This is a genomic window from Eubacterium uniforme (genome assembly GCF_900167115.1).
Classification (GTDB): Bacteria; Bacillota; Clostridia; order Lachnospirales; family Lachnospiraceae; genus Eubacterium_S; species Eubacterium_S uniforme.
The window spans coordinates 66,182-92,448 of record NZ_FUXZ01000005.1 but is presented as its reverse complement, the minus strand read 5'-3'; the positions used below and the strand labels follow the sequence as shown (position 1 = coordinate 92,448).

Annotated in this window: 25 protein-coding genes; all 25 read right to left on the bottom strand. The window is 32.1% G+C overall.

Annotated features, from left to right (window positions below):
* Positions 1-193: 193 nt before the first annotated feature.
* Entirely contained in the window at positions 194-1,381 is a 1,188-nt protein-coding gene (gene metK / locus B5D16_RS04625; RefSeq protein WP_078765805.1) for a methionine adenosyltransferase, read from the bottom strand.
* Between the two features lie 297 nt (positions 1,382-1,678).
* Positions 1,679-2,452: a class II glutamine amidotransferase gene (locus tag B5D16_RS04620; protein ID WP_078765804.1), complete on the bottom strand. Its 774-nt coding sequence runs from the start codon at positions 2,450-2,452 to the stop codon at positions 1,679-1,681.
* Positions 2,430-3,665, bottom strand: coding sequence for a glutamate-cysteine ligase family protein (locus B5D16_RS04615; protein WP_078765803.1), 1,236 nt, complete (start codon positions 3,663-3,665; stop codon positions 2,430-2,432). Before B5D16_RS04615 ends, B5D16_RS04620 begins: the two co-directional genes overlap by 23 nt.
* 206 nt (positions 3,666-3,871) lie before the next feature.
* Positions 3,872-4,423, bottom strand: coding sequence for a glutathione peroxidase (locus B5D16_RS04610; protein ID WP_078765802.1), 552 nt, complete (start codon positions 4,421-4,423; stop codon positions 3,872-3,874).
* An 18-nt stretch (positions 4,424-4,441) separates the two neighbouring features.
* Positions 4,442-4,903, bottom strand: a complete 462-nt coding sequence (locus tag B5D16_RS04605) for a MarR family winged helix-turn-helix transcriptional regulator (protein ID WP_078765801.1) — start codon at positions 4,901-4,903, stop codon at positions 4,442-4,444.
* A gap of 250 nt (positions 4,904-5,153) precedes the next feature.
* On the bottom strand, positions 5,154-6,449 hold the full coding sequence (locus tag B5D16_RS04600; RefSeq protein ID WP_078765800.1) for a UDP-N-acetylglucosamine 1-carboxyvinyltransferase: 1,296 nt from the start codon (positions 6,447-6,449) through the stop codon (positions 5,154-5,156).
* A 275-nt stretch (positions 6,450-6,724) separates the two neighbouring features.
* A complete protein-coding gene (locus B5D16_RS04595) occupies positions 6,725-7,726 on the bottom strand; it encodes an immunoglobulin-like domain-containing protein (RefSeq protein WP_078765799.1) in 1,002 nt (333 codons plus the stop codon).
* Positions 7,727-7,745: 19 nt separating this feature from the next.
* Positions 7,746-8,687 carry an immunoglobulin-like domain-containing protein gene (locus B5D16_RS04590; protein WP_078765798.1) on the bottom strand — a complete coding sequence of 314 codons (942 nt, stop codon included), beginning with the start codon at positions 8,685-8,687 and terminating at the stop codon, positions 7,746-7,748.
* A gap of 141 nt (positions 8,688-8,828) precedes the next feature.
* The gene (locus tag B5D16_RS04585) at positions 8,829-9,683 is read right to left on the bottom strand and encodes a zf-HC2 domain-containing protein (RefSeq protein WP_078765797.1); all 855 of its coding nucleotides are present in this window, start codon (positions 9,681-9,683) and stop codon (positions 8,829-8,831) included.
* Positions 9,673-10,203 (bottom strand): RNA polymerase sigma factor, encoded by a 531-nt coding sequence (locus B5D16_RS04580; RefSeq protein ID WP_078765796.1) that lies wholly within the window; start codon positions 10,201-10,203, stop codon positions 9,673-9,675. Before B5D16_RS04580 ends, B5D16_RS04585 begins: the two co-directional genes overlap by 11 nt.
* Before the next feature lie 109 nt (positions 10,204-10,312).
* Positions 10,313-11,167: an Mrp/NBP35 family ATP-binding protein gene (locus B5D16_RS04575; RefSeq protein ID WP_078765795.1), complete on the bottom strand. Its 855-nt coding sequence runs from the start codon at positions 11,165-11,167 to the stop codon at positions 10,313-10,315.
* 46 nt (positions 11,168-11,213) lie between these two features.
* Complete coding sequence (locus B5D16_RS04570; RefSeq protein ID WP_078765794.1) at positions 11,214-11,711, bottom strand: GreA/GreB family elongation factor; 498 nt, start codon at positions 11,709-11,711, stop codon at positions 11,214-11,216.
* 1 nt (position 11,712) lies between these two features.
* Entirely contained in the window at positions 11,713-12,999 is a 1,287-nt protein-coding gene (locus tag B5D16_RS04565) for a GTP-binding protein (RefSeq protein WP_078765793.1), read from the bottom strand.
* Positions 13,000-13,158: 159 nt separating this feature from the next.
* The gene (locus tag B5D16_RS04560; protein WP_078765792.1) at positions 13,159-13,974 is read right to left on the bottom strand and encodes a hypothetical protein; all 816 of its coding nucleotides are present in this window, start codon (positions 13,972-13,974) and stop codon (positions 13,159-13,161) included.
* Between the two features lie 211 nt (positions 13,975-14,185).
* The gene (locus tag B5D16_RS04555) at positions 14,186-14,860 is read right to left on the bottom strand and encodes a DUF4956 domain-containing protein (RefSeq protein WP_200803939.1); all 675 of its coding nucleotides are present in this window, start codon (positions 14,858-14,860) and stop codon (positions 14,186-14,188) included.
* Complete coding sequence (locus B5D16_RS04550; protein ID WP_078765791.1) at positions 14,850-15,560, bottom strand: polyphosphate polymerase domain-containing protein; 711 nt, start codon at positions 15,558-15,560, stop codon at positions 14,850-14,852. The genes B5D16_RS04555 and B5D16_RS04550 overlap by 11 nt, the downstream gene beginning before the upstream one ends.
* A 395-nt stretch (positions 15,561-15,955) precedes the next feature.
* A complete protein-coding gene (locus B5D16_RS04545) occupies positions 15,956-17,839 on the bottom strand; it encodes an extracellular solute-binding protein (RefSeq protein ID WP_078765790.1) in 1,884 nt (627 codons plus the stop codon).
* On the bottom strand, positions 17,836-18,669 hold the full coding sequence (locus tag B5D16_RS04540; protein ID WP_078765789.1) for an ABC transporter permease: 834 nt from the start codon (positions 18,667-18,669) through the stop codon (positions 17,836-17,838). The genes B5D16_RS04545 and B5D16_RS04540 overlap by 4 nt, the downstream gene beginning before the upstream one ends.
* Positions 18,670-19,713 (bottom strand): spermidine/putrescine ABC transporter ATP-binding protein, encoded by a 1,044-nt coding sequence (potA, locus tag B5D16_RS04535; protein ID WP_078765788.1) that lies wholly within the window; start codon positions 19,711-19,713, stop codon positions 18,670-18,672.
* A 17-nt stretch (positions 19,714-19,730) separates the two neighbouring features.
* Positions 19,731-21,488 (bottom strand): tetratricopeptide repeat protein, encoded by a 1,758-nt coding sequence (locus tag B5D16_RS04530; protein WP_078765787.1) that lies wholly within the window; start codon positions 21,486-21,488, stop codon positions 19,731-19,733.
* 226 nt (positions 21,489-21,714) lie between these two features.
* Positions 21,715-22,647: a calcium/sodium antiporter gene (locus B5D16_RS04525; RefSeq protein WP_078765786.1), complete on the bottom strand. Its 933-nt coding sequence runs from the start codon at positions 22,645-22,647 to the stop codon at positions 21,715-21,717.
* A gap of 125 nt (positions 22,648-22,772) precedes the next feature.
* Entirely contained in the window at positions 22,773-22,928 is a 156-nt protein-coding gene (locus B5D16_RS12435) for a hypothetical protein (protein WP_159444277.1), read from the bottom strand.
* A 70-nt stretch (positions 22,929-22,998) separates the two neighbouring features.
* The gene (locus B5D16_RS04520; protein WP_078765785.1) at positions 22,999-23,403 is read right to left on the bottom strand and encodes a hypothetical protein; all 405 of its coding nucleotides are present in this window, start codon (positions 23,401-23,403) and stop codon (positions 22,999-23,001) included.
* A 456-nt stretch (positions 23,404-23,859) separates the two neighbouring features.
* Positions 23,860-24,243 (bottom strand): ArsR/SmtB family transcription factor, encoded by a 384-nt coding sequence (locus B5D16_RS04515; RefSeq protein WP_078765784.1) that lies wholly within the window; start codon positions 24,241-24,243, stop codon positions 23,860-23,862.
* Between the two features lie 11 nt (positions 24,244-24,254).
* Entirely contained in the window at positions 24,255-26,207 is a 1,953-nt protein-coding gene (locus B5D16_RS04510) for a heavy metal translocating P-type ATPase (RefSeq protein ID WP_200803937.1), read from the bottom strand.
* Positions 26,208-26,267: the final 60 nt, after the last annotated feature.

The following is a 26,267-nucleotide window of genomic DNA, read 5'->3' as shown; positions in this document are numbered from 1 at the left end:
ACTGCTTTTTTCTCTGCCACTTTAAAAATCCTCCTAATTTATATTTTAGAATAACGCACTTATTATATCATTAAACATTATTTCTTGCAATTAGGTAAAATATAGAAAAATTCATATATTTAGATTTACAGAAGACTAACAAAAAGAAGTCTATATCAATTTGATATGGACTTCTTTTATAATTATTATTGTATTATAAATACTTCTTTAAATCTTCTACTTTGTCTGTCTTTTCCCAAGGAAGTGAAATATCAGTTCTTCCAAAATGACCATAAGCAGCTGTCTGCTTATAAATTGGTCTTCTAAGATCAAGCATCTTAATAATGCCTGCTGGTCTAAGATCAAAGTTTTCTCTAATTATTTCTACAATCTTTTCATCTGATAATTTACCAGTACCAAATGTATCAACCATGATTGATGTTGGCTTAGCAACACCGATAGCGTATGAAAGCTGAATTTCACACTTATCAGCGATACCTGCTGCAACAATATTCTTAGCAACATATCTTGAAGCGTAAGCTGCAGATCTGTCTACCTTTGTAGGATCCTTTCCTGAGAAAGCTCCACCACCGTGTCTAGCATATCCACCGTAAGTATCAACAATAATCTTTCTACCTGTAAGGCCGCTATCACCATGTGGTCCTCCAATTACAAACTTACCTGTAGGGTTAATAAATACTTTTGTATTATCATCAATCATATCATTAGGAATAACTGCATCTATAACATACTCTCTAATATCCTTATGAATCTGTTCCTGAGTAACATCAGGATCGTGCTGTGTTGAAATAACAACTGCATCTATTCTAACAGGTTTACCATTTTCATCATACTCAACAGAAACCTGACTCTTACCATCAGGTCTTAAATAAGAAAGTGTACCATTCTTTCTAACTTCAGTAAGCTTTCTTGTAAGTTTATGAGCCATTGAAATTGGATAAGGCATAAGTTCATCTGTTTCGTTAGTTGCATAACCAAACATCATACCCTGGTCACCTGCACCAATTGCCTCAATATCACTATCGCTCATCTCATGCTCTCTATGCTCTAATGCATCATTAACACCCATAGCGATATCTGCTGACTGTTCATCAAGCGCTACCATAACACCACATGTCTCAGCATCAAATCCATATTTACCTCTTGTATATCCAATTTCAGTAATTGTATCTCTAACTACTTTCTGTATGTCAACATATCCTTCAGTTGTGATTTCTCCCATTACTAAAACAAGACCTGTTGTAATTGCTGTTTCACAAGCTACTCTACTCATAGGGTCCTGTTCAAGCATTGCATCAAGTATTGCATCTGAAACCTGATCACAAATTTTATCTGGATGTCCTTCTGTAACAGACTCCGATGTGAAAATTCTTTTTTCCATCTTATCCTCCTATTTATTTGCTTAATTCATATCCTTATAGATTAACTATCTCTCATTAAATATACATATATAAAATTACATTAAATATGCACACCGACTATATTGTACACTATAACTAAAAAAATATCCACATAGAAATTATATATGATAATTATTTTTAATAAACAAAATCATAAAATATTATTTATAATATAATAACTACACATCTATCAATGTAAGCCAACAAAAAAACTTCGAATTAAATTCAAAGTTTTTTGTTTCATCCATATGGCATCTTATCACAATAAATTCTATTTTCTATAGTCCAGAATACGCTAAATAAATCATATTGATTTTTTCTAAATCTTCAACATAAGTATGATTATGTTTTTCTCCTGTATAAACTAATTTTCCATTATTATAGACTAATAAAGTATTATCACTTATTTCATCCCATCTACCATTATCAAGTGGTTTTGTTGAGAAAATTGCATATCCATCTTCCTGTTTTCTATAAAGAGTTCCATCTGCATTCTTATGAATATACATATACTCACCATCAGATAATATAAAGTTTAACTTATTCCCTTTAGATAATTCTTTTGCGATTTCCTCAATAAGTTCAACCCTTGCATTAACATCAAATCCATTAAGTTCTTCTTCTAGCAATGCATTAACTCTATCTATTATATATAATAGAATTCTTTCACTATCAGTACTACCCTTTTGTTCATATTGATACTTCACCAATTTATCTGATTCAAAAATCGTACCATTATGAACAAGTGTCCATGATCTTCCTGATGCATCCTTACCAGTAAATGGATGAGTATTTTCATACTCAACATGACCAATAGTAGCCTTTCTAATATGGGCAAGTGTATGACCAGAAGCTATTCTACTATTAATTCTACTCTTTAAATACTTACTCTTACTAACCTTTACCGGTTCCTTTTCTATGGACACATTTCCATCATCACAAATTGCAATTCCCCATCCATCCGGATGTTCAATTCCATGCGAAAAGAAAATTCTTAAAAGCTCATTTATTTTAACTTTTCTATTTGCACTAATTCCAAAAATCTCGCACATATTTTAAGTACTCCTTCTCTTCATTATCCAATCCATCAGAAGCTATACTTAAAAGTTTCTCTGCATGTTCAATAGCCTTTCTTCCATCATAAATCTCTGCATCAAAACCATCTTTTTCAACACTTTGTATTGCCTCATTTATGTCATCAATTGTTGTAATACTCTTGTATTTATCTAATAATCTATCTATATTTGCTGCATTATAAATCAAACCTTTAATCAATGCAGCAAATGCTACTGCCACATCAATAGGAACAGCATCAGCAACTCTTATCTCTATATATTTCTTAATTCTAAAATGATAAAATCCCATAGAAATAAAATGTTCAATATATCTCTTCTTCTCATCATCTGATGCATTATCATAATCAATTATTTTTTCATTAATCAAATCCAATGCGTTTTTATTTCCAACATAGGAAGTTTCACCATTCTCAGTTAATAATATAAGAGGTGTATGAACCACATCTTCAGCTATCTTTCTATATCCAAAATCAACTATGGAATGATCTAAAAATCCCGTTCTATCTTTATCAAGTGCTTCCCATTCCTGAATTCTTATTAGATGTTTCTTACCATCTGATTCAGGAAGAACATAATCAGGATTACTCTTATTTTCAAACATAATTGAAATAATTGGTGAAATAATTTGCAACACTTCAAGTTTTCTTCTTAAATCATCCTCACTTTTATAATCCACTGAAATCTGAGTTGAACCAGAAGCTCTCATCATATATTCACCGTACTTACCACTACTCTTAAAATACGCATCCATATATTTGTATCTATTCTTTTTTGAAAGTGGAATATCTATTGGAAGTATCTTACCATTTTCAACTGCAGGTAAAACTCCTCCTACTTCAATATGGTATCCAATTTGTTCAAATTCTTTATCCCATAATTGTCTAAAATCCTCATAGACTCTCTTTATATCTTCTATTCTTTCATATGGATTAATACTAATTTCAAACTGACAAGCTGGTTCAAGTGTAATTACATATTCTTCACTTACATATCCAACAACATATCCATCAGTATATAAAGGCTTTGCACCAATACCTTTAGCCACTTCTTCAATCAAAGGTACTATCTGTTCAAATGTAATTTGAACTCCTTCTTCATTAACAACAAAATGTTCAATCTCTAATCCTAGTTTTTTATTACTCGTTTCACCTGATTTTATGTATTGTACAATATCCTCATAAATACTCATACTTTTTTCCTTTCAACACATTAAATTAATTTCCAATAAATAATATTACATAATAGCCATATGTAAATTATCTATTATAATCTTATCAAAAATGTACGTTATTGAGAATTTCTAATATTTTATGGTATGTTATAGCCTCAAACTATCACTCATTCATTTACTACAAAAACAAAGATGCCGCGAATAAAATTCACGGCATCTACACTCTATTTTTCTAATTCAGCTTCAACGGCTTTTCTTACTTCTTCCATTTCTACTGTAGGTTCAAACCTCGCAATTACATTACCATTTCTATCTATTAAGAACTTTGTAAAATTCCACTTAATATAAGCTTTATCTCCAAATTTCTTATTATTTAAAGCAGCGAACTTATCAAGTGAAAAGTTCTTTAATCCCTTTCCAAATCCTTCAAATGGCTTTTGTTCTGCCATCCATACAAATAATGGATCTGCATCTTCACCGTTAACATCAATCTTAGCAAATTGTGGGAACTCTGTTCCAAACTTCATTGTACAAAATTCATGAATTTCATCATCACTACCCGGAGCCTGATCTGCGAACTGATTGCAAGGAAAATCAAGTATTTCTAATCCTTTATCCTTTAAATCCTTATACATAGCTTCAAGAGGTTCATAATGTGGTGTAAATCCACATCCAGTAGCTGTATTAACAACTAGAATAACCTTCCCCTCATAATCCTTTAAACTAACTTCTTCTCCACTTCTGTTCTTAACTGAAAAATCATAAACTACTGCCATAAAAATACCTCCTAAATATTAATTATTACTATTATGTTCCATATTACTTAGCGCCTTATATGTTAATTTATAAAGAGTTTCATACTCTTTTAAACTAAGTCCCATACAGTTTGCCATGGCAATAGGAACTGATACTGCCTTATCCTTTATGTCTCTTCCTTCACTTGTAAGTTTTATTATGAGAATCCTCTCATCCTCAGCACTACGTTCTCTTATTAAATATCCCATCTGATCTAGTTTTTTTAAAACAGGAGTTAATGTACCGTAGTCTAAATGAAGCAACTTAGCAAGTTCTCTTGATGTAACCTCTTCATTCTCCCAAAGTACCATCATAACTATATACTGCGTATAAGTTAAATTTAGTTCCTTAAGGAAAGGTCCATACTGTCTAACCAGTTCCTTTGAGCAGGCATATAAAGGAAAACAAACCTGGTTGCTTAATTTTAATGCATCATACTTTGTTTCATTTTCTTTCTTCATAATTTCCTCCTCTATTTTACTTTTGTACAATTTACTTGTGTACAATTATTGTATTTCTAAAAAATAAATTTGTCAAGTGTTTTCCCATAAATCCCCGAAATCGATTTTCTCATTTCGGGATTGTATCACGGTCGTCAAATGCTTGAAAGCAAGTTTTCAGCACTTTCCTCGTCGTGTAAACAAAAAAAGAAACAGATTATTCTGTTTCTTTCTTATTAATATTCTACACTAATATCATACTAATATTTACTTAATTAACAGCTCTAAATTTGAATTTCTGCTCATCATAATCAGCATCAACTCTTTCAATAACTGCACCTAACTTTCTAAGTTTACCTTCAAAATCCTCATATCCTCTCTGGATATACTGAATTTCATCAACTGTAGTATAACCTGTTGCTGCAATACCAGCGATTACAAGTGCTGCACCAGCTCTAAGGTCAGGTGCTGAAACCTGAGTACCTTCAAACTTTTCAATACCAGTAATAATTGCTGTATTACCTTCAACTTTAATCTTTGAACCCATACGATTAAGTTCATCAATATATCTAAATCTGTTTTCAAAAATACTTTCAATAACAACTGATGTTCCACCCGCTAGCGCTAATGCAACTGACATCTGAGGTTGCATATCTGTTGGGAATCCTGGATAAGGTAAAGTCTTAATTCTAGCAGCCTTCATCTCATCAACACCAATAATTCTAACAGCATCATCATATTCTACAACTCTACATCCAATTTCAAGAAGTTTAGCTGTAATACACTCTAAATGCTTAGGAATAACATTCTTAACTGTAATATCACCCTTTGTAATTGCTGCTGCACACATAAATGTACCAGCTTCAATCTGATCAGGAATAACTGAATACTCTGCCTTATGAAGTTTTTCAACTCCCTTAATTCTAATAACATCAGTACCAGCGCCCTTGATGTTAGCACCCATGCTGTTAAGCATGTTAGCTACGTCTACGATATGTGGCTCTTTAGCAACGTTTTCAAGAATTGTGCTACCCTTTGCAAGTGCTGCTGCCATCATAACGTTAATTGTTGCTCCAACTGAAACAACATCAAAGAAAATATGGTTACCAGTAAGTTCTTCTGCATTTGCATAAACCATACCATTCTTAATATCAACATTCGCACCAAGTGCGATAAATCCCTTGATATGCTGATCAATTGGTCTACTACCAATATCACAACCTCCCGGAAGAGCAACCTGTGCCTGATGCATCTTTCCGATAAGTGCACCAAGCAAATAATATGATGCTCTGATTTTTCTTATATATTCATAATCAACTCTTGTTGACTCGATTGTACTACCATCAATTATGACTGTGTGTCTGTCAACTCTCTTAACTGTTGCACCAATACCTTCAATAGCCTGAATTAAAACATTAATATCATTAACATCTGGTAAATTATCTACAGTAACTTCCTCATCAGCCATAATAGCTGCTGCAAGAATACCTAACGCAGCATTTTTAGCTCCACTAATCTCAACTTCCCCTTTTAGAGATGTGTCCCCTTTGATAACATACTTTTCCAAAATTGTACCATCCTCTGTAATTTACGGTTTTTGAATAAACCATTTTATTTATGCTAGTGTAACTCCTAATGCGCATACCCACACCCATAGACACTCTACCGCTAACATATCTACATACTTATGTGTAATTTTATCACTTTACATAATATTTGTAAATACTTTAGAGTAAAAATGTTACAAAATTGTTACATCGAGAAATCAATATATTGTTATAATTCGTTAACCAAAATACTTAATATTGTAGTATCCAAAGGGATTTGCTGATTGTCGTATGATTACTTTATGTCAAACTCACAAGCTACTTCATAGTCTTCACATTCGGGTACATCCTCATAGTACCCTATTACTGCCCTATATTTACCACTTTCTAGTTTTCCATACTCACCGAGTACATAATCAAATGTATTCTCCTGAGAAGTTGGAAGAGTCCTTGTTTCATAATAAATTTCATATAAGGACTCCTTTGGCAAATCATACCATTTATCTCCTATTTTCTTTTGAATACGTCTTTCGCTTACCTTAATCCATTCCTTACCTTCATTTTTTATTTTTACTGATACATATAAATCCCTATCTATATCAACTCCTGTAGCTGAAACCCCAGCTCTTTCCTTGGGTATTTCATTTTTTTCTTCGCTATAGAATTCCGTATTATACTTGCAAAGTAATTCAGCATTTGTTAATTCACTTCCACCCGCAAATAAATTCCGCCCAAGTTCATAATACTCTTCTTCGTCATCATCTTCTTCGTCTTCTTCGTCATCATAGTATTCATCGTCTTCATCGTCTTCTTCGTTTTTCCTATCTCCCTCTCTCTTCACATCTAAATACTCGTACTTATCATATATCTTCTTAAAATTACATTTTGTTTTATATAATTCATACTCATGCTTTATTTCAGACCTTTCTCCCGAATCCAGTTTTTTTGCTGTTCCTTTTAGTAAATATCCATCACAATATGTAATTTCTACCTCACTTTCATCTGTGTAAAACTTAGCCCCATAGCATGGTGACTTCATTTCACTAACTTTTTCTAACGGAATCTGTTTTAACCTCAAACTACTTATTTTGTTATATATTTTCTCTTGATTTTCATTCACAAAAATTAATTTCGTTTGTTCACCATCAAAATACATTAAATCTACCATAGCATGTTCTTTATTTACATCAACCAAAAGATCATTACAACCTTTTCCAATGTGATCCATAAGCATTAACAAACCAACAAGCAACAATACAATAATTAACGTTTTTCTTTTTTCCTTAAAATTTTTCATTAGTCTTCCTCTCAATTAGCTATTTTATATCAAATTCACGTGCCACTTCGAAATCTTGAGAATTAACACTACATACTTGTACCACTCTATATTTTCCTGTACCCAAATCTTCATATTTTCTTATTGAATATTTAAAAGTTTCTTCATTTGAACCAAATATACTTCTTCCAACAGCATCTTCAATAAACATTCCATCAGTTGGCAAAATAACCCATTTATCTTCTACTTTCTTTTGAATGCTCCAACCTAATAAATTATAATCTACATTTCCATCATTTTTTATTTTTATCGCTATCTCATCATCCTTGTTTAAATCAACATCCGAAATAGAAACACCTCCTTTTTCTGAAGGAATTACCTCTTCTACTTCTCTGTAAAATTTTGCGTTATAATTGCAAAGTAGCATAGCATTAGGCATTCCTACTCCACCCTTACTAATATATTCTTCTGCTTCATCATCCACCATCTTATATTTATCAAATGCACTCATATAATCGTAATCAGCCTCATATAATTCATACTCATGTTCAAACTTGACATGTTCTTCTGTTCCAACATTTTTTACTGTTCCTCTAAGCCACATTCCATCATAATATGTAAGTTCAATTTCTCCATATTTATCATTTTTTACTTCAATTCCAAAACAAGGAGTTTTTATTTCACTAACCCTTCCTAAAGGAAGCGGTTTGATTTTTAAATTAGCTATTTCCTCATATAACTCTTTTGCTTTGTCAACATCAACATATCTCATTTCTGTTTTTTCACCATCATAATACAACATTCTACTCAAACAATTATCAATGTCGGCATTTTCTAAAAGATTAGTTCTTTCCTTATTCATTTTTTCAGGATCAATAACTCCTTTATTATCACCTTTTGTGCCACATCCAGTAATACCAAGCGCACATATGACAATCATCGCCATACTTATTATTTTTCTTTTTTCTTTTAATAATTTCATATAATCACCTCCAGCAAATACTTTTTCCCGTTTCATATATTAAACACTTCAAAATTTAAAACGTTACAAAAAAAAGAAGTGATATTATAAAATTTAATATCACTTCCCATATCATGAAGTCGTAATGCAAAACTATTTGATTTATTCTCCGTATATAACTTCTTCATCATTTCCTGATACTACAACAACTTTTGTAATCTCCTGAAGTTCAACATCACAGAAATATCCCTGTGTTTTTGATGTATTATTAAAAAGTGTTGTTCGTGGATTCTTAATATATAATGTATCTCCCTTAACTGAAATACTATAACCTTTTATAATCTTATCTGAATAAAATCTTATTACTGAAACCTTTTCAAATTCAGTTCCTTCCTGAATTGCTGTTCCTGTTCCCTGATAACCTCCAGCATACACCATCCGGCCATTCCCTTCATAGCGCTGATCAGAACCAATTCTACTTAATTCACTTTCTGAAATCAATCCATCATAACCATCAACTTTTGAAAATCCTGGAATAATAACTGGAACGTATTTTTCACTTTTGTTTTCAGAATCGCCATCATTTATTAATACCATTTCTCCTTTGAATTCTTCCATCTTCATGCCATCGCTTCCAATTGCGCAATCCTGTTTATCCAAAACCTCGACTACAACGTTTAAATCTTCAGAACTAATACTTTTAATTGGAGCATATAATCCAAACAATAATACTACAACAACTCCAATGCATGCAGCTGCAATTTTTCTTGATTTACCAGTTTTTCTATTAATGTCCTTACTTACTCTTTTAATTAACTGTTCATCACTATCAAAATTATTTACATCGTAAGAAGCAATAGCTTCTTCACCTTCCTTCATTGATTCAAGTACATGTCTACATTCTTCACATTCCTTGATGTGATCTTCAACCATCTTTTTACTTTCATCACTACATAAATCATCAATATATAAAGGCAACATATCTTTTACGATATTACACATTTTTTCATTTTTCATAATCCATCATTCCTTTCAACTTTTCTTTGCTTCTGTAATAAATTACTCTTGCCCAATTTTCACTTTTGTGTAAAACAGTACCTATTTCCTTAAATGATAATCCTGAATAAGTTCTAAGTTTTACAACTTCCTTTTCAGCCTCCGAAAGGGATTCTATGCATTCTCTAAGTTCACGCTTTTCTTCCCTCTCTATAAATTTTTCTTCCGTAGAAGACGAGGTGTTAACTTCAAGATACTCCCTGTCATCAAGTGAAATATTCATATTCTCTTTTTTCTTTAAATAATTGAAATATGTATTCTTTGCTATTGTACAAAGCCATGCGTATAAATTCCCGCCTCTAAATGAATCTATATTTACTATGGCTTTATAAAATGTCTCGGATACTATATCATCGGCCAAAACATCATTATGACAAAGTGTCAATACAAATTTTTTTAAGGGAATACAATACTTCCTGTATATCTCTTCCATATCCGGCATATGCTCACCTCTCATTGCTTCACCTCGCCCTCTTATCATATAAACAGGCAAGATGAAAAAACATTACAAAAAAGTTGAAAAAAATTTTTTTATCAAAAAAAATGCAGGCAGCTGACTGAATGCTGCCTGCGTTATACTCATTATAACATTATTTATCCAAGTTTTCCAAAACCTTTGTTGCATCTTCAATATACTTATTTTCACTTAAATCAAACGCACCCTTATCAGCAAGACTAGCTGACTTTGTCATAATAGGCATCTTACCTAAAACATCAATACCAAGTTCTGCTGCAATTTCGTCAATCTTGCTTTCACCAAATACTGGAATATGCTTTCCACAATCTGGGCATTCAAGATAACTATAGTTTTCAACAACACCTAAAATTGGAATATCCATTTTCTTTGCCATGTTAACAGACTTACCAACAATCATCTTAACAAGATCCTGAGGTGATGTAACTATAATTGTTCCATCAACAGGAATAGACTGGAATACTGTAAGTGGAACATCACCAGTTCCTGGTGGCATATCGATAATTAAGTAATCAAGGTCACCCCAAACTACTTCGCCCCAGAACTGCTTTATTACACCTGCGATAACTGGTCCTCTCCAAACAACAGGATCATCATCATGTTCAAGTAAAAGATTAACAGACATTACTCTAATACCCATTGCTGTTTCACCTGGTATAATTCCATCATCAGTACCTGTAATATTGTTCTTAACACCAAACATCTTTGGAATTGATGGTCCTGTAATATCAGCATCTAAGATACCAACATTATAACCTTTGCTTTTTAAATCAACTGCAAGTGAAGCACTAACAAATGATTTACCAACACCACCTTTACCACTCATTACAGCAATAACATGTTTAATGTTACTAGCTTTATTAGCTGGATCAAATGCTGGCTTAGCTGATCCACAGTTCGATGCTGATGGACAAGTTGCACAACTTGATGGATCACATCCACTCTCTACGCTCTTATTTTCTTCTGCCATAATAAACTCACTTTCTATTGTTTAATTTACTCAATATAATACATGACTAAAACTTTCTAAGTTCAAGTTCACCCTCATATTTTTTTATTTCTAATATCTTAACTTTAGATACATTACCATTAGGAAGAGTAAACTCTGCTTCATCTCCAACCTTCTTGCCTTTAACAGCCATCCCTATTGGAGAATCAATGCTTATCTTTCCTTCCCTTGAATTTCCTAAAACAGTTGTTACTAAAACGAAAGTTTTCTTTCGATTCATATCTATGAATTCTACTGTAACTTCCTTATTAAGACCAACCTCATCATCTGTAGATTCGTCTTCTATAATCTGTGCTGTCTTAATCATCTTTTCAAGGTATCTAATTCTTCCTTCATTTTGATTCTTATACTGCTTAGCAGCTTTATATTCAAAATTCTCACTAAGGTCGCCATGCGCTCTTGCTTCCTTTACAGCCTCAAGAGCTTCTTTTCTTACAACAACCTTTCTGTGTTCAATTTCAGCTTCCATCTTTTCGATATCAGATTTTGTTAATTTATCAAACATATTACTTACCTAAACAAGAATCTAATCCTTTTTCAATTTCTTCCTGATTCATGTGCTGACCAATAAATACAAGTTTAATCATACGATCACCGTATTCTTCATCCCAGTCTTTTAAGATACTTGGGTCATTAGCTAATGCTTCTTCCTTAATATCCTTAGGAGCAGCAGCAACCCAGCAACCATAATCTGTTGCGCTCATCTGCCAACCTGACTGTTCAAATACATAAGCAGTATCTCTTTCTCTTTCAAACCACATAAGACCCTTACATCTAATAACGCTCTTAGGGAATTTAGATAACCATTCTTCTAATTTTTCCTTAACAAATGGTCTTCTTCTTAAATATACAAATGTTGCGATACCATATTCTTCGCCATGAGCGTGGTCGTGATCATGATAATGTCCACAACTACACTTTCCATGTTCATGGTCACAATCGTGGTCATGGTCATGATGATGTTCATGTTCGTCGTGATCATGTTCATCATGATGGTGATGTTCATGCTCGTCATCATGGTCGTGATGATGATGCTCATGTTCTTCCTCGTGATCATGTTCATCTTCTTCCATAGCATGTACCCAACCTGCTGATGTACAAACCTTTTCAAAATCAAAGTTATTTGTATTTAAAATCTCACTAATTTCTACTTTACCATATGAAGCTTCAATCATCTTAGCTTCTGGCTGAAGTGCACGAACTACTGCCTTAACTTTATCAAGTTCCTCAGGACTTACGCAATCAACCTTATTAATAATAATCGTGTTACAGAATTCAATCTGCTGAATTAAAAGATTTGCAATATCTTCATCTTCTAATTCTTCATCCATTAAGTCATCTCCGCCACCAAACTCTTTAACAAGTCTAAGTGCATCAACTACTGCAACTACATTATCAAGTCTTGCAATGGCAGGAATGTTATACTGTGCACCTGAACCATCCATCATTGTAAGTGTCTGTGCAATTGGAATAGGCTCACAGATACCACTTGCTTCAATAAGAATATAATCAAACTTATTCTGATTAACAAGACCTGTAATCTGATCCATAAGATCTGTCTTAAGTGTACAGCAAATACATCCATTCTGAAGTGGTACTAAACTATCATCAGTACCTGTAACCTGTCCACCTTTTTCAATAAGTTCAGCATCAATATTAACTTCACCTATATCATTTACGATTACTGCAACTTTATAACCTTCCTGGTTATTAAGTACATAATTAAGCAATGTTGTTTTTCCTGCTCCAAGGTACCCTGTAAGGAGCGTAATTGGTATTAACTTCTTATCCATTTTTTCCTCCATATTCCAAATATGCATCTGCTGCATATATACTTACAAATAACTAGTAGGTTTAAACACAGTCTAAACCTACATAATTATAATTCAATTATTTAATTATTTCAACCTCACGCCTATTCGCTAATGATAATTTAAATCATTAATTCATTTCTATTTACCATCATTCACATTGGTATTACCTTTATTTTTAATATACCATTCCAACATGCCCAGGTCTTCTTTAAACATATCACTATGTGAACCTGTTGCCTCATCTTCTAATTTATAATAGGTCTCAAGTTTTTCATCAAACACATTTTTGTTTTCAACTTTTCTCTTTGCACTAGTTGCCAAATCACGATAGGCCTTTCCAGCTTCATATAATTTATCCTTACAAGCTTCATCGTATTTAACCTCACCAATCCCATCAATAAGTTCCTCTACCTTATTTGCGAGGTACTCATAATATCTGTCTTCGATTTTATTATACTTTGTCATATTCTCAACAGTTAAACGAATATCTGACGGAAGCGAATTAAAAGTTTTTACAATGTATTCAGCTTGTGGAATGTCTTTTTCCATATCAAAATTTTCATCAAGGACTTGTATTTTTACGTTTAATGCAACTACTTTTTCTCTTGCTTCTTCACGATTATCCTTATATTTTTCCAGTCTTGACTTTGCATTAATTAATTTGCGATATAGTTCATTATCAATATATTCTCTTTCTACATCTTCAAGTTCTCTTACCCTATGAACATAATCTTCTATGTCGTTATATAGTTCTTCTTTTTTCCAATCTTGCCTACAGGATTTGCTTCTTTCAATCAATCCTCGCATTTCTCCATTATAATCTTCAGCAATGGATTTTGCTTTGTCCCTATCAACCGAATTAAAAATAATGGCATGAATAAGACCTATTGCTATTACCAATATTATAAAGCCCATAAACAGGCCTTTAAATCCTTTTAAATCTTCTTCAAACATACAACCACCTGCATAAATTTATTTCACATACAAACAATTATACCATATTGTTCTATTAAAACAACAAACGGCAAATCCATTAAGGATTTGCCGTCGTTAATTTTGACCCTTTCCCTTTAGAGGTAAATCAACTAAATATAATTGGCTGCTGTATCATTAACTTTAAAGTTTGTTATCTCCATTATCTTTTAGGCTTAATAATAGATTGTATCTATAATTCTTCGCCTGTTGCCTCTAAATTCTTACAACAAACAATTGATAAATTTCCGTTTCTACATCTAATTTCATCAATCATCTGCTTTTCACTATTTATGTCATTTATAAGAACTGCATATTCGAGTTCATACATACTACCAAGATTTACAGTTTTTACTCTATTAAGAATAACCTTTCCTGTAAACTTTTCAAATATATCATCAAACACCCCACTATAATCAAGATTTTCCGGTATTGTAACCTTAAGTGTTTTTTCAAACTCACTACATTCGCCGAACGAACTCTTTGCAAGTATTAAATATACTGCACATATAAATACAGTAAATACTGAAGCAAATCCTACAAGTCCCATACCACAAATAAGTCCAATCGCCATACTAAGGAATACTGTTGCTATCTCCTTTGAAGTACCAGGTATCGATCTAAACTTAACAAGACCAAATGCACCTAAAACTGCAACTGAAGTTCCTAAGTTTCCATTAACAGCAAATATAACCACTTGTACAAGAGGAGGTAAGAGCACAAGAGTCATAACAAAATTCTTTGTATACTTTCCTGTCTGCATATAACACTTTGCTATTATAAACCCTAGAATCACAGCCACAACACTACAAATCAAAACAGCTGGAACCTTTCCTATCGAACTATCTAAAATACTATCAAACAACATTTATGTTTCTCCTTTCATCGTTGCATTTTTTGTAAATATTACCATACTTAGAAAATGAAGTTGGATATATCTTTAACTCGGTTAAAATACTTGTTAACCATAACGGAAACGCATCTGCCACTTTTATTTCCAGCAGCCTCAAATCATCATCAAACAGACGCTCTCCATAATCTCCATTTATCATGTCTATTTCATCTTCCCTGTATCTTATATTTCTGTCTATAGTCATTCTAACCATGTCTTCATTAGTACTAAAAAATGCCTCCCTGTCATATGCTAAATATAGCTTAGCCACAGGATTATAAAAATCTAGAAAATAATCAATCTCCTTTGTTATTTGACTATCTTTAGATGGATGTTCCTTACCGAGCATAAATCTTTTAGCCTCATCATAGGTAAACTCTTCTCTTCGTTTATATACAATTCCTTTAAACTTCTTTTTAATCTCTATGAAACTTGCCGATTCCTTAGATGGCGTTCCATAACATCTTAATCTTATTTTTTCTTTGTATACTGGTTTTTCTATTGATCTACTTACAAGCTCATAATCATCCGTATCAAAATAAATGTTACATATGGTATGCAGTCCATATTGATCCATCTGCATATATGGATCAATTGCCTCAATGAACTTATCATATGTACTCTTGTCAATTAAATACTTTTTCTCTACTCTTTTAAAAACCATTTCAGTTGCCATATAGCCACCACCTTTTCAATACATTACATAATTTCTTATGTTTTACTAGTCCCTTATTAAATTCCATACATAACAAATTATCATAGCAACCAATTATTTCGGTTTTACCTTTTTCTAATCACTCCTTTCAAATTAATATTTATATTCGTATTCTTTTTTAAATTGTTTTTTCATCCGCCCATATAATATATATATTTAATATACATATTATATACAGTAAAACTATCATATAAATAAACCCCCTCAAATTCAATAGAATTAAGACATTCTTGACTTAACTGTTAGAAAAAAGTTATAAAAAAATGTTAATAAAATAACAACTGCATTTGCTCCATAGTAAAAAAGAACAATGATTATAAATAACCATTGTTCTTTGTATCTTTACTATCAATCATCTATCGCGACTTAACCTTAGTCCAGATTTCATCGCAATACATTCTTGTTTTTTCATTCTGATCATGGAACGCTTCATTCTTTGGATTTGAAATATCAGGTGCACAAGCATTATTACCTTCGTATTCCTCATCTCTAAAGTACTCATAGACTGACTTGACTGCACTATCATAACCGATATACTCAGTGTTAGTTGTAGCAACATCCTCTCTTAGGAAAAAGTCCATGTACTTATACGCTAAATCCTCATTAATACAGTCCTTTGTAAGAAGCATGGCATCTGTCCAAACATTACTACCTTGATTTGGTACAAAGAAATCCATGTCTCCATTCTCAGAAACTATGTAAGCACCATCTCCTGAATAAACTACTGCCATGGCTTTATTGCCTGAAATCATGTTATCTATAACATCATCTCCTGCATATACAGGTTCCATCTTATCATGCTCATCTATAAGCCATTCATATGCTTTATCGAGTTCATCAGTATTATCCGTATTCATGGAATAACCTAATGCCTTAAGAGCAATCATAAGTGAATCTCTTTCAGAATCATACATATAAAGATTTCCCTTATACTTTTCGTTGTTTAAAATCTCCCAACCGTCTTCAAGGTCCTTTTTATCAACAACATTTTTATCATATACAATTCCAACTGTTCCCCAGTAATAAGGCACAGCATACTTACTACCTGGATCGAATTCATTATCTAAAAGTTCTGGAATAATATTCTTTTTATTTGTAATTCTACTCCAGTCAATTTCTTTTAAATACTCTTCACTAATAAGTCGTTCAATCATATAATCACTAGGAATTACAATATCATAAGAAGCTCCACTTTTAAGCTTTGTATACATTGATTCATTCGAATCAAACGTTTCATATATAACCTTACAATTATACTCTTTTTCAAACTTCTCAATAAGTGACGTATCAATGTATTCTCCAGCATTAAACACTCTAAGTTCAGGTTTATTCTTAATCTTTAAGAAGCTACTAATACAATAAACCGCAAAAAGACCAACACAAGCAAATCCAACAATGCTAAACACTCTCTTTACTCTCTTAGAAATAAGAGGTGTTGAATAAGATTCTCTCTTAAATCTTCTTTTCTTAGCCACATTAGGGATAACATTAACCGCAACAATTATCACTACAACTACTAAAATAAGAAGTGTAGAAAGAGAGTTAATTGTAGGATTTGTTCTCTTAGTCATGTTATAAACAACAATTGAAATATTTGAAACACCATTACCTGTTACAAAGTATGATACAACAAAGTCATCAAGTGACATTGTAAATGCTAATAACATACCAGCAAATATCCCTGGCTTAAGCATAGGTATAATAACCTTTGTAAGTGCTTCAAATGGTGTTGCACCTAAATCCATTGCAGCATCTGCTAGATTATGGTCCATTGAACGAACCTTTGGATAAACGCTTGTAATTACATACGGTGTACAGAAAAGAATATGTGCAAGAAGCATTGTTAAATATCCTCTTCCCATACGAAGCGATGTAAATAAAATCATAAGTCCAATTGCCGTTACTATGTCCGGATTCATAATCGGAATATTATTAATATTTAATATACAATCTTTTACTACTTTTCTACTTTTCGAAAGTCCAATAGCTGTTATTGTTCCAAGTACTGTTGAAACAAATGTGGCAATTATGGCAATACTAAGCGAAACATACACTGATGAAATAATGCCTTCATCAGTTAAAAGTTTTTTATACCATCTAAATGAAAAACCAGTAAACTTAGTTAAGGATTTAGATGAATTAAAAGAAAAAACCATAGTTACAACTATTGGTAAATAAAAGAAGATGAAGCAAAGTAATATATATAATTTTGATCCAATCGATATCTTCTTTTTACTCATGCGCTCTTACCTCCATTCTCTTCAGAATCAAGGCTTCCAACAAGCGCCATAAATATTAAAATAAACACTGCTAAGATAACTGAAATTGCGCTACCAAAATTCCAGTCACCAACTGAAATAAACTGATTTTCAATCAAGTTACCAACTAATACATACTGATGTCCACCTAAAAGAACTGGAATTACGAAACTTGAAATTGATAATAAGAATACCAATGTAACTCCATTAACAACACCAGGAATTGATAGTTTTAATATAACCTTTCTAAATACCTGGAATTTATTTGCTCCAAGATCACTTGCGGCTTCAACAAGTGAATGGTCCATCTTTGCAAGACTTGTATGAATTGGAATAACCATAAATGGTAAAAGATCACACACAAGACCCATAATTACCGAAAAATCCGTATACATAAATGTATGCTGGTTAAGTCCTAAAAACTTAAGAAGTGAATTAACAATTCCATTATCTGCTAATAAACTAATCCATGCATATGTACGAAGAAGTGTATTAATCCACATAGGAATTGTAACAATTAAAATCAATATGCCCTGCACATCATCATCAAAAAGAGAAATAAAATATGCAAGTGGATAAGCTAACAACAAACAGATAACAACAGTAATTAATCCAATCTTCATAGATTTAGCAAATACATTCAAATAAACTGGATCAGTTATCTTCCTAAAATTATCAAGTGTAAAATGTATGGTCAAAAGAGAGTTATCATCCACTGTAACTGAATATAAAACAATCATAAAAAGTGGAAGAACTATAAGCAAAAATGACCATAATATATAGGGTTTTACAAATCCTTTATAATGACTCATTTATGCCTCCTTACCATGCATTACCTGAATATCATATGGATCAACTGATAAGCCTACTTCTTTACCAATCTCATAATTCTCTGTTGTATGCACCTTATAATCTCTATATTCTGTTTTTATCATGTATTCATAATGAACGCCTCTAAATACCTTAGATACTATTTCACCAGTAACATTACCTTTTTTCTTTGAAACAATATCAATATCTTCAGGACGTAACACTACGTCAATGTCTTCATTTTCCTTAAATCCCTTATCAACACACTCCCATTCACTTCCATCAAAGTAAACAAGGCAGTCCTTAATCATATTACCAGGGATAATATTTGATTCACCTATAAATCCAGCAACGAATCTGTTCTGTGGTTCGTTGTAAATATCAATAGGCGAACCTATTTGCTGAATAATACCATCATTCATAACAACAATAGTATCAGACATTGATAATGCTTCTTCCTGATCATGCGTTACAAAAATGAAAGTAATACCAACTTCCTTCTGAATCTTTTTAAGTTCAACCTGCATCTCCTTACGAAGTTTTGCATCTAATGCGCTAAGAGGTTCATCTAAAAGTAAAACCTTAGGTTCATTAACTAACGCTCTTGCTATTGCAACACGCTGCTGCTGACCACCAGATAAAGAAGTTACATCTCTTTTTTCAAATCCAGAAAGACCAACAAGTTTAAGCATCTTTGAAACCTTTTCTTCTATGATGGTCTTATCCATCTTCTTCAAATTAAGACCAAATGCAACATTATCATAAACATTTAAAAATGGAAAAAGAGCATACTTCTGAAAGACAGTATTAACTTCACGCTTATATGAAGGAATCTTTGAAATATCAACACCTTCAAACACTACCGCACCATCATCAGCATCTTCAAATCCGCTAATAATTCTAAGAATTGTAGTTTTACCACATCCACTTGGTCCAAGTAATGTAAGAAATTCCTTTTCCTTAATATTTAAATCGATACCCTTTAAAACCTGAGTATCATCGTATGTCTTCGTAATGTTTTTTAACTCAATAATTGTTTCTGCCATTTCATCTCCTCTAAGATTTATTTTTCGTCATTTTCCATCTTTTCATCCACTATAGATTCATCAATAACAAGCTTTCCTTTTTTCAATTTGTAATCAACGCAATCTAGTTCAAATTCCATGTTATTTAAATACATAAACTGATATGAAACAGGATTATTAGGCTCCTCTTTTTTCATATCAATTCGCATTCTTGCAAAATTATCAATATTTTCAACTGTTCTATCAGTGATTGGATCACTAAAATCATTATTATCATCCGTTTTAAAAATAGGATTTATTTCATCAACTAAAACAGAAAATTCACCTTCTTCAATTGTGATGTCATTATCTAGTTTCTTCACAATTTCAGAGAATCTCCCCTCTGCGAAAAATGTGTATTTGCTGGATAATTGAACCTCTTCAATAATCGGATCACTGAACAAGAAATTATTTACTTCCTCCTCACCATTTTCAGACATGGTAATTCCTTCAGCCGTAATCATAACTTCCTCATCATTAAGAATCTTCATAGTCACTCTTACGACTCTATTTCTATCTAAAAGATGATTTACACATGGTAAAAACGCATAATCAACCTCATCAGCAAATGTTAACCCAATCGAATCATCTTTTAATATAGCATCTCTTGTTCTATCAATGCTCTTTTCAATATTAGACAATACTTTTTTATCGCCAAAATAATCAAAATCAACACGTTTTCCTATAGCATACATAGCCTTAAGATAATAATTATATGCAGTGAATAAATCCTTTTCAACTACATCACCATTTTCAAAAAATGAACCCAGTCTTAAAGCAACATCTGCATACTTACAACCAAACTCATTATGTTCTAATCTTTCAAGATTCTCATTATATATTCTAGCAACTAAATCAATAGCAACCTTTTTATTAACAGGGACGCCCTTGCCTAGTCTAAACATATCTGAAAGCTTATATGCAGATTCATAATATCCACCCATATGACCACAGGTAAAATACTTAAAAGCCTTATCATACTCAGGTACTCCACCATTACATCTTCCATAATAATATATATAGCCTAAAGTATTAGCAAATTGAGCATCACCGGTTATTTCATATAATCTTTCAAATAAATCCCTACTCTTTTCCCAGTCACATTCATAAAGAGCATTTCCACCGTAAAGAGCATAACCCTTAGTAGCCATGGCCTCAACTAATTCTCTTTCAACGCCCTCTTCAAGCATCTTTTTAAACTTTTCTTTCTGCTCTTCATCCATTTCTTCAGCATTACCTGGAGCACTAAAAATCTGAATAGCACCTCTAATCTGTTCGTCCGTATAAGCATACTCAGATTCATCTCTGCCCTTATTAATTTTATATGTTTCACCAGCCTGAATAATAGTAGCAATTATTTCATTAACATCCATATCATCATTAAAGAAATATTTATACTTTATAAGTTGAAAACAATGCCAGGTAGCCTCATCATCCTCTGTTGGAATATTAGGAATATAATCATCATATTTTTCAACTAATTTATCAAACCCATAAAAGTCAAATAACACAGAATATAATTTTGAAAACCACATCATTAATTTTTCATCAGGATTATCAGCAAATTGTGCGTTAGTACATGCCTGAATAAAATCATCCACATCTGGTTTATAAACTGTAATGCTATCATCCTCATTATTAAGTTTCTTCTTTATTTCATCGTAGTTATCAGAACCATCCAAATTAAGCTCTGCTTCACTCTTAAGAGTTTCAAAGTCAATTTCCATTCTGAAAAACTTCTTAAAAAATTCCTGCATTTTACTCCTCCAATTATTATTCCCCATAAATTATTTATACCAGCAAATTACCTTCTTTAATTTCTAAAATATACTTCAAAAACAAACTAAACATATAATATCATAACAACCGTTTTCTTACCATAAAAATTTACAGACAATAATTCAAACCTTACGTGTTTGCAGATTAATATTATCTATCTGAATATAAAAAAGACTGACGAATTTAATATCGTCAGTCTCCATATTAATTATTATTAAATAAATATACAGAATAAACTGCATACTCACAAAGTAAAATCATACCACCTACACGATTTAATTGTTTTCTTTTCATTGTCAACAAAAAGAGTGAAATCCCTGCTAAAACAGCAACTATTCCATCCACAATAAATGGATTTTGAAATTTTATCGGTATTATAATTGATGATGTTCCAATAACAAACAAAATATTAAATATATTACTGCCCACAATATTTCCTATTGCTATATCATCGTTTCCCTTTCTTGCTGCAATAATAGACGTAACTAATTCAGGAAGTGATGTTCCTAAGGCCACAATAGTTAATCCGATAATTCTATTACTTATTCCTATTTGCTTAGCAATCGCTGTTGCCGCATCAACAGAAATATTACTTCCTAATATTATGGTTATTACTCCTATAATTGCAAACATTAACAGTTTCCAAATGGTTTCTGTTTTATCTTCGAGATTATCATCTTTCTCTTTTCTACTTAAGAAAAACAAATACATCAAATATCCAAGGAAGAAAAACCACATTATCATTCCTTCTATTCGAGAAATGCTATTTTTTTCTATTCCCATTACAATCATCATTATAGACATAAAAATCATAAATGGGATCTCGTATTTCAATGTACTTTTTTTTAAATTCAAAGGTATAATTAACGATGTTATTCCTAAAATAATTAGGACATTTAAAATATTGCTTCCTATCACATTGCCTACTGATATTCCAACATTTCCTTTTAAGGCTGCAGTTATACTCACTGCGGCTTCCGGTGCGCTAGTTCCCATTGCGACTATTGTAAGCCCAATAACTATTTGCGGTATTCCAAATCTATTTGCTATACCTGAACACCCATCAACAAACCAGTCTGCACCCTTTATCAGTAAAGCAAATCCGATACATAATAGTAGTATTTTTAAAGCTATCATTTTTTATCGCCTTCCTTTTCATCGTCATCACCAGTATCTCTACTCATCCACCAGCAAAAAATCCCTGCACCTACTACTATTACTGTCATAACTCCAACTATTATATTATCCATATTGTTCTCCTTTTAATCATATAAAGACTTTCCGTATTTTATTTTTCTGTAAAACTTATAGATTATTGTTCCAATAATCCCTAGAATTACAGCAATAGATGAACCACCTCCAACTATTGCCATAAAAGCAAAAACAAGGTAGTTGCCTATACTATGTAAAATAGTCATTTCATAACCTCCATCTATTTTTTTGTACTCAAATAAACCTATGTTTCCATAGGCTAAAAAATAGATTCAGTTATTTTTTTCCGTCCTTATCGTGAATAAATCGAAGAATATTGACGTAAGATAAATTAATATTATCTAAATTTACCCTATTCAATATTAAGAAAAATAATAGAAAAAGACTAGTTATTATGTTATTTGAAAATCCCAAAACTAAAACATTCCGGTTGTTAGAGCCATTTTTTCCATTTTTTAAATATAATTGGCTAGAAGCAGTCCCTCCTGTTTCTTTTATGTTTTGTTGGAAATATATGTCATCGTGTGTCGAAAGATACTCTATCGAAAAACTTACATTTCTGCTAATTCCATTCTCTTGCACGCAAAAAAAATCCGTTTCTAAATTACCGAAACAGAAGGAAGAAAACAATAAACATAACGATATTATTGCACATATTAATTGTTTCTTATTTTTTTTCATGAGTTCTCCTAAATACCACCTATAAATAGTTCTTAAAGAATGAAATTGACAAAAGATATCATATCCTCATAATATCTCCTTAAAGCAAAAAAACTGAGCTCAATGCTCAGCTGGTCCCCAATGTTAAAAAACTTTGGGCAACTCTGTTACTTTTATTATACACAAATTTTCATATAATTCAACTAACTTTTTTAATCTGACATTTATACTGACGTTTTATAAAAGTCGCCCAGGTGTTCTATGGGTTCCTCCTTCCATTGATTTTATAATTATCGCAACTTCTTTGAAATATGACTCAAAACTGACTCAAAAACAGCATTTTTTGATGTCTTTTTATACTTTAAACGCGATAAAACCTGAGAGTTTTATTTATTTTGCAAAGAAAAAGCTGCTGACTATGCCAGCAGCTTTCAATATTTCATTCAAAATAGACTTGTAAAACATTTAGGTTATGTATTATTCTTCAATGTGTTCAATGCCCTGTGCAATGATACTTCTTACGTGGTCATCGGCAAGGGCATAGATTATACTTTTGCCTTCTCTTGTTCCTTTAACTAGTTTGCTTTGTTTTAAAATCTTTAACTGATGTGAAATAGCAGACTGAGTCATGTTAAGAGTTTCTGCAATATCACATACACATAAATCTGCTTCAACTAAAGCAAAAAGAATCTTAATTCTAGTTGAGTCTCCAAAAACCTTAAAAAGTTCAGCTAAATCATATAACTCATCTTCATCAATCATTGAAGCATTTACCTTTTCAATTTTATCCCTATGAACATGAGTATGTTCACACTTTATATCTGAATAATCTTCTTTATTCTTATATTTTTTCTCAGCCATAATTTACCTCATTAATTAGTTCTAAGTGCTCTAATAGCATTAAGCACTGCTAATACCATAACACCAACATCAGCAAATATTGCAAGCCACATATTAGCAATTCCTACTGCACCAAGTATTAAACATAATACTTTAACTCCAATGGCAAAATAAATGTTCTCATATACAATCCTAATACACTTTCTAGCAATCTTTATGCTTCTATGAATCATAAGTGGATCATCATTCATTAATACCACATCCGCTGCTTCAATTGCAGCATCCTGACCAAGTGCTCCCATGGCAACACCAATGTCAGCTCTTGATAATACTGGAGCATCATTTATTCCATCTCCAACAAATATAAGTTTACCATCATCTTTCATATTTGTCAGTAATTCTTCTACTATTTCCACCTTGTTTTGTGGTAATAGATTAGCATAATACTTATTTGCACCTATTTGCTTAGAGACATCTTTTGCAACTGCTTCAACGTCACCTGTTAGCATAATGTTTTCCTTAATTCCAATATCTCTTAATTTTTTAAGTGCTTCTTTCGCTGTTTCCTTTATCTCATCAGAAATAACTATACAACCCTTATAAACTCCATCAATTGCAACATAAACTATGGAACCTGATTTATCACATTTTTCAAATGCAACATTCTCCATATCCATAAGTTTTTCATTACCACAAAGTACCTTCTGTGAATTAATACTACACTTAATACCCTTACCTGATACTTCTTCAAAACTTTCTTTATCTAAACCACTATCTAAATCTGCGCCATTTTCTTTACTTAAATAACCATTTACAATACTTCTAGCTATAGGATGGTTTGATACAGATTCTGCAATAGCAGCAATTCTTAAAAGTATATTTTCATCGCATCCATTTGCTGGGATAATTCGTGTAACTTCAAATACACCCTTTGTCATAGTGCCAGTTTTATCAAATACAACTGTACTTACCTTTGACAAATTTTCCATGTAATTAGAGCCCTTAATAAGTATACCTTCATGACTAGCTCCGCCTAGACCGGCGAAAAACGTAAGTGGTATGCTTATAACTAATGCACATGGACAACTTATTACAAGAAATGTAAGTGCTCTATATATCCATGTTGTAACATTAGCATCATGACCTGTAATAGTTAGTAGCGCAGGCGGAATAACTGCTAATGCTAATGCTAGATAACAAACAAGTGGTGTATATACCTTAGCGAACTTAGTAATAAAATTCTCCGGTGTACTCTTTCTTGAACTAGCATTCTCAACAAGTTCTAATATCTTGGAAGCAGTTGATTCATCAAACTCCTTAGTTGTTTCAATACGTAAGATACCGGACATATTTACACAACCACTTATAACTTCATCCCCACTATTAACTGTTCTTGGAACACTTTCACCAGTAAGAGCTGCAGTATTAAGTGTCGAATTTCCACTAATCACCACTCCATCAATTGGAATCTTCTCTCCTGGGTAAACCACGATAATACTTCCAACCTCAACTTCGTCAGGATCAACCTTCTCTGTTTCTCCATTTTCCTCTACCTCAAGATTAGCATAATCAGGTCTAATCTCCATAAGGTCAGATATGTTCTTTCTGCTCTTGCCAACTGCAACTGATTGGAACAATTCTCCTATTTGGTAGAAAAGCATTACTGCAACACCTTCTACGTACTCGCCCATTATAATTGCTCCAATTGTTGCAACGGCCATAAGAAAGTTTTCATCGAAAACTTGTTTATTTAAAATTCCCTTAAAGGCTTTTCTTAATATATCCCATCCCACAACAAAATATGGAATCATAAACAAAATAAACTCAAGTACATATTTCATCTTAAATATTTTATTCAATAAGGATACTTTTTTATCAGCAAATTCACTTGGAATAATACCAATACTTAGTATCAATTTGATACTAACAACCAATACTATGGCTATAATTATATTCCTTGCTGCCTTTTTCTGCTTATTATTCATATAATCACTCTCTATTCGTAATATACTAATCTTTATTAATCTTTTCGATAGGCTCCCATT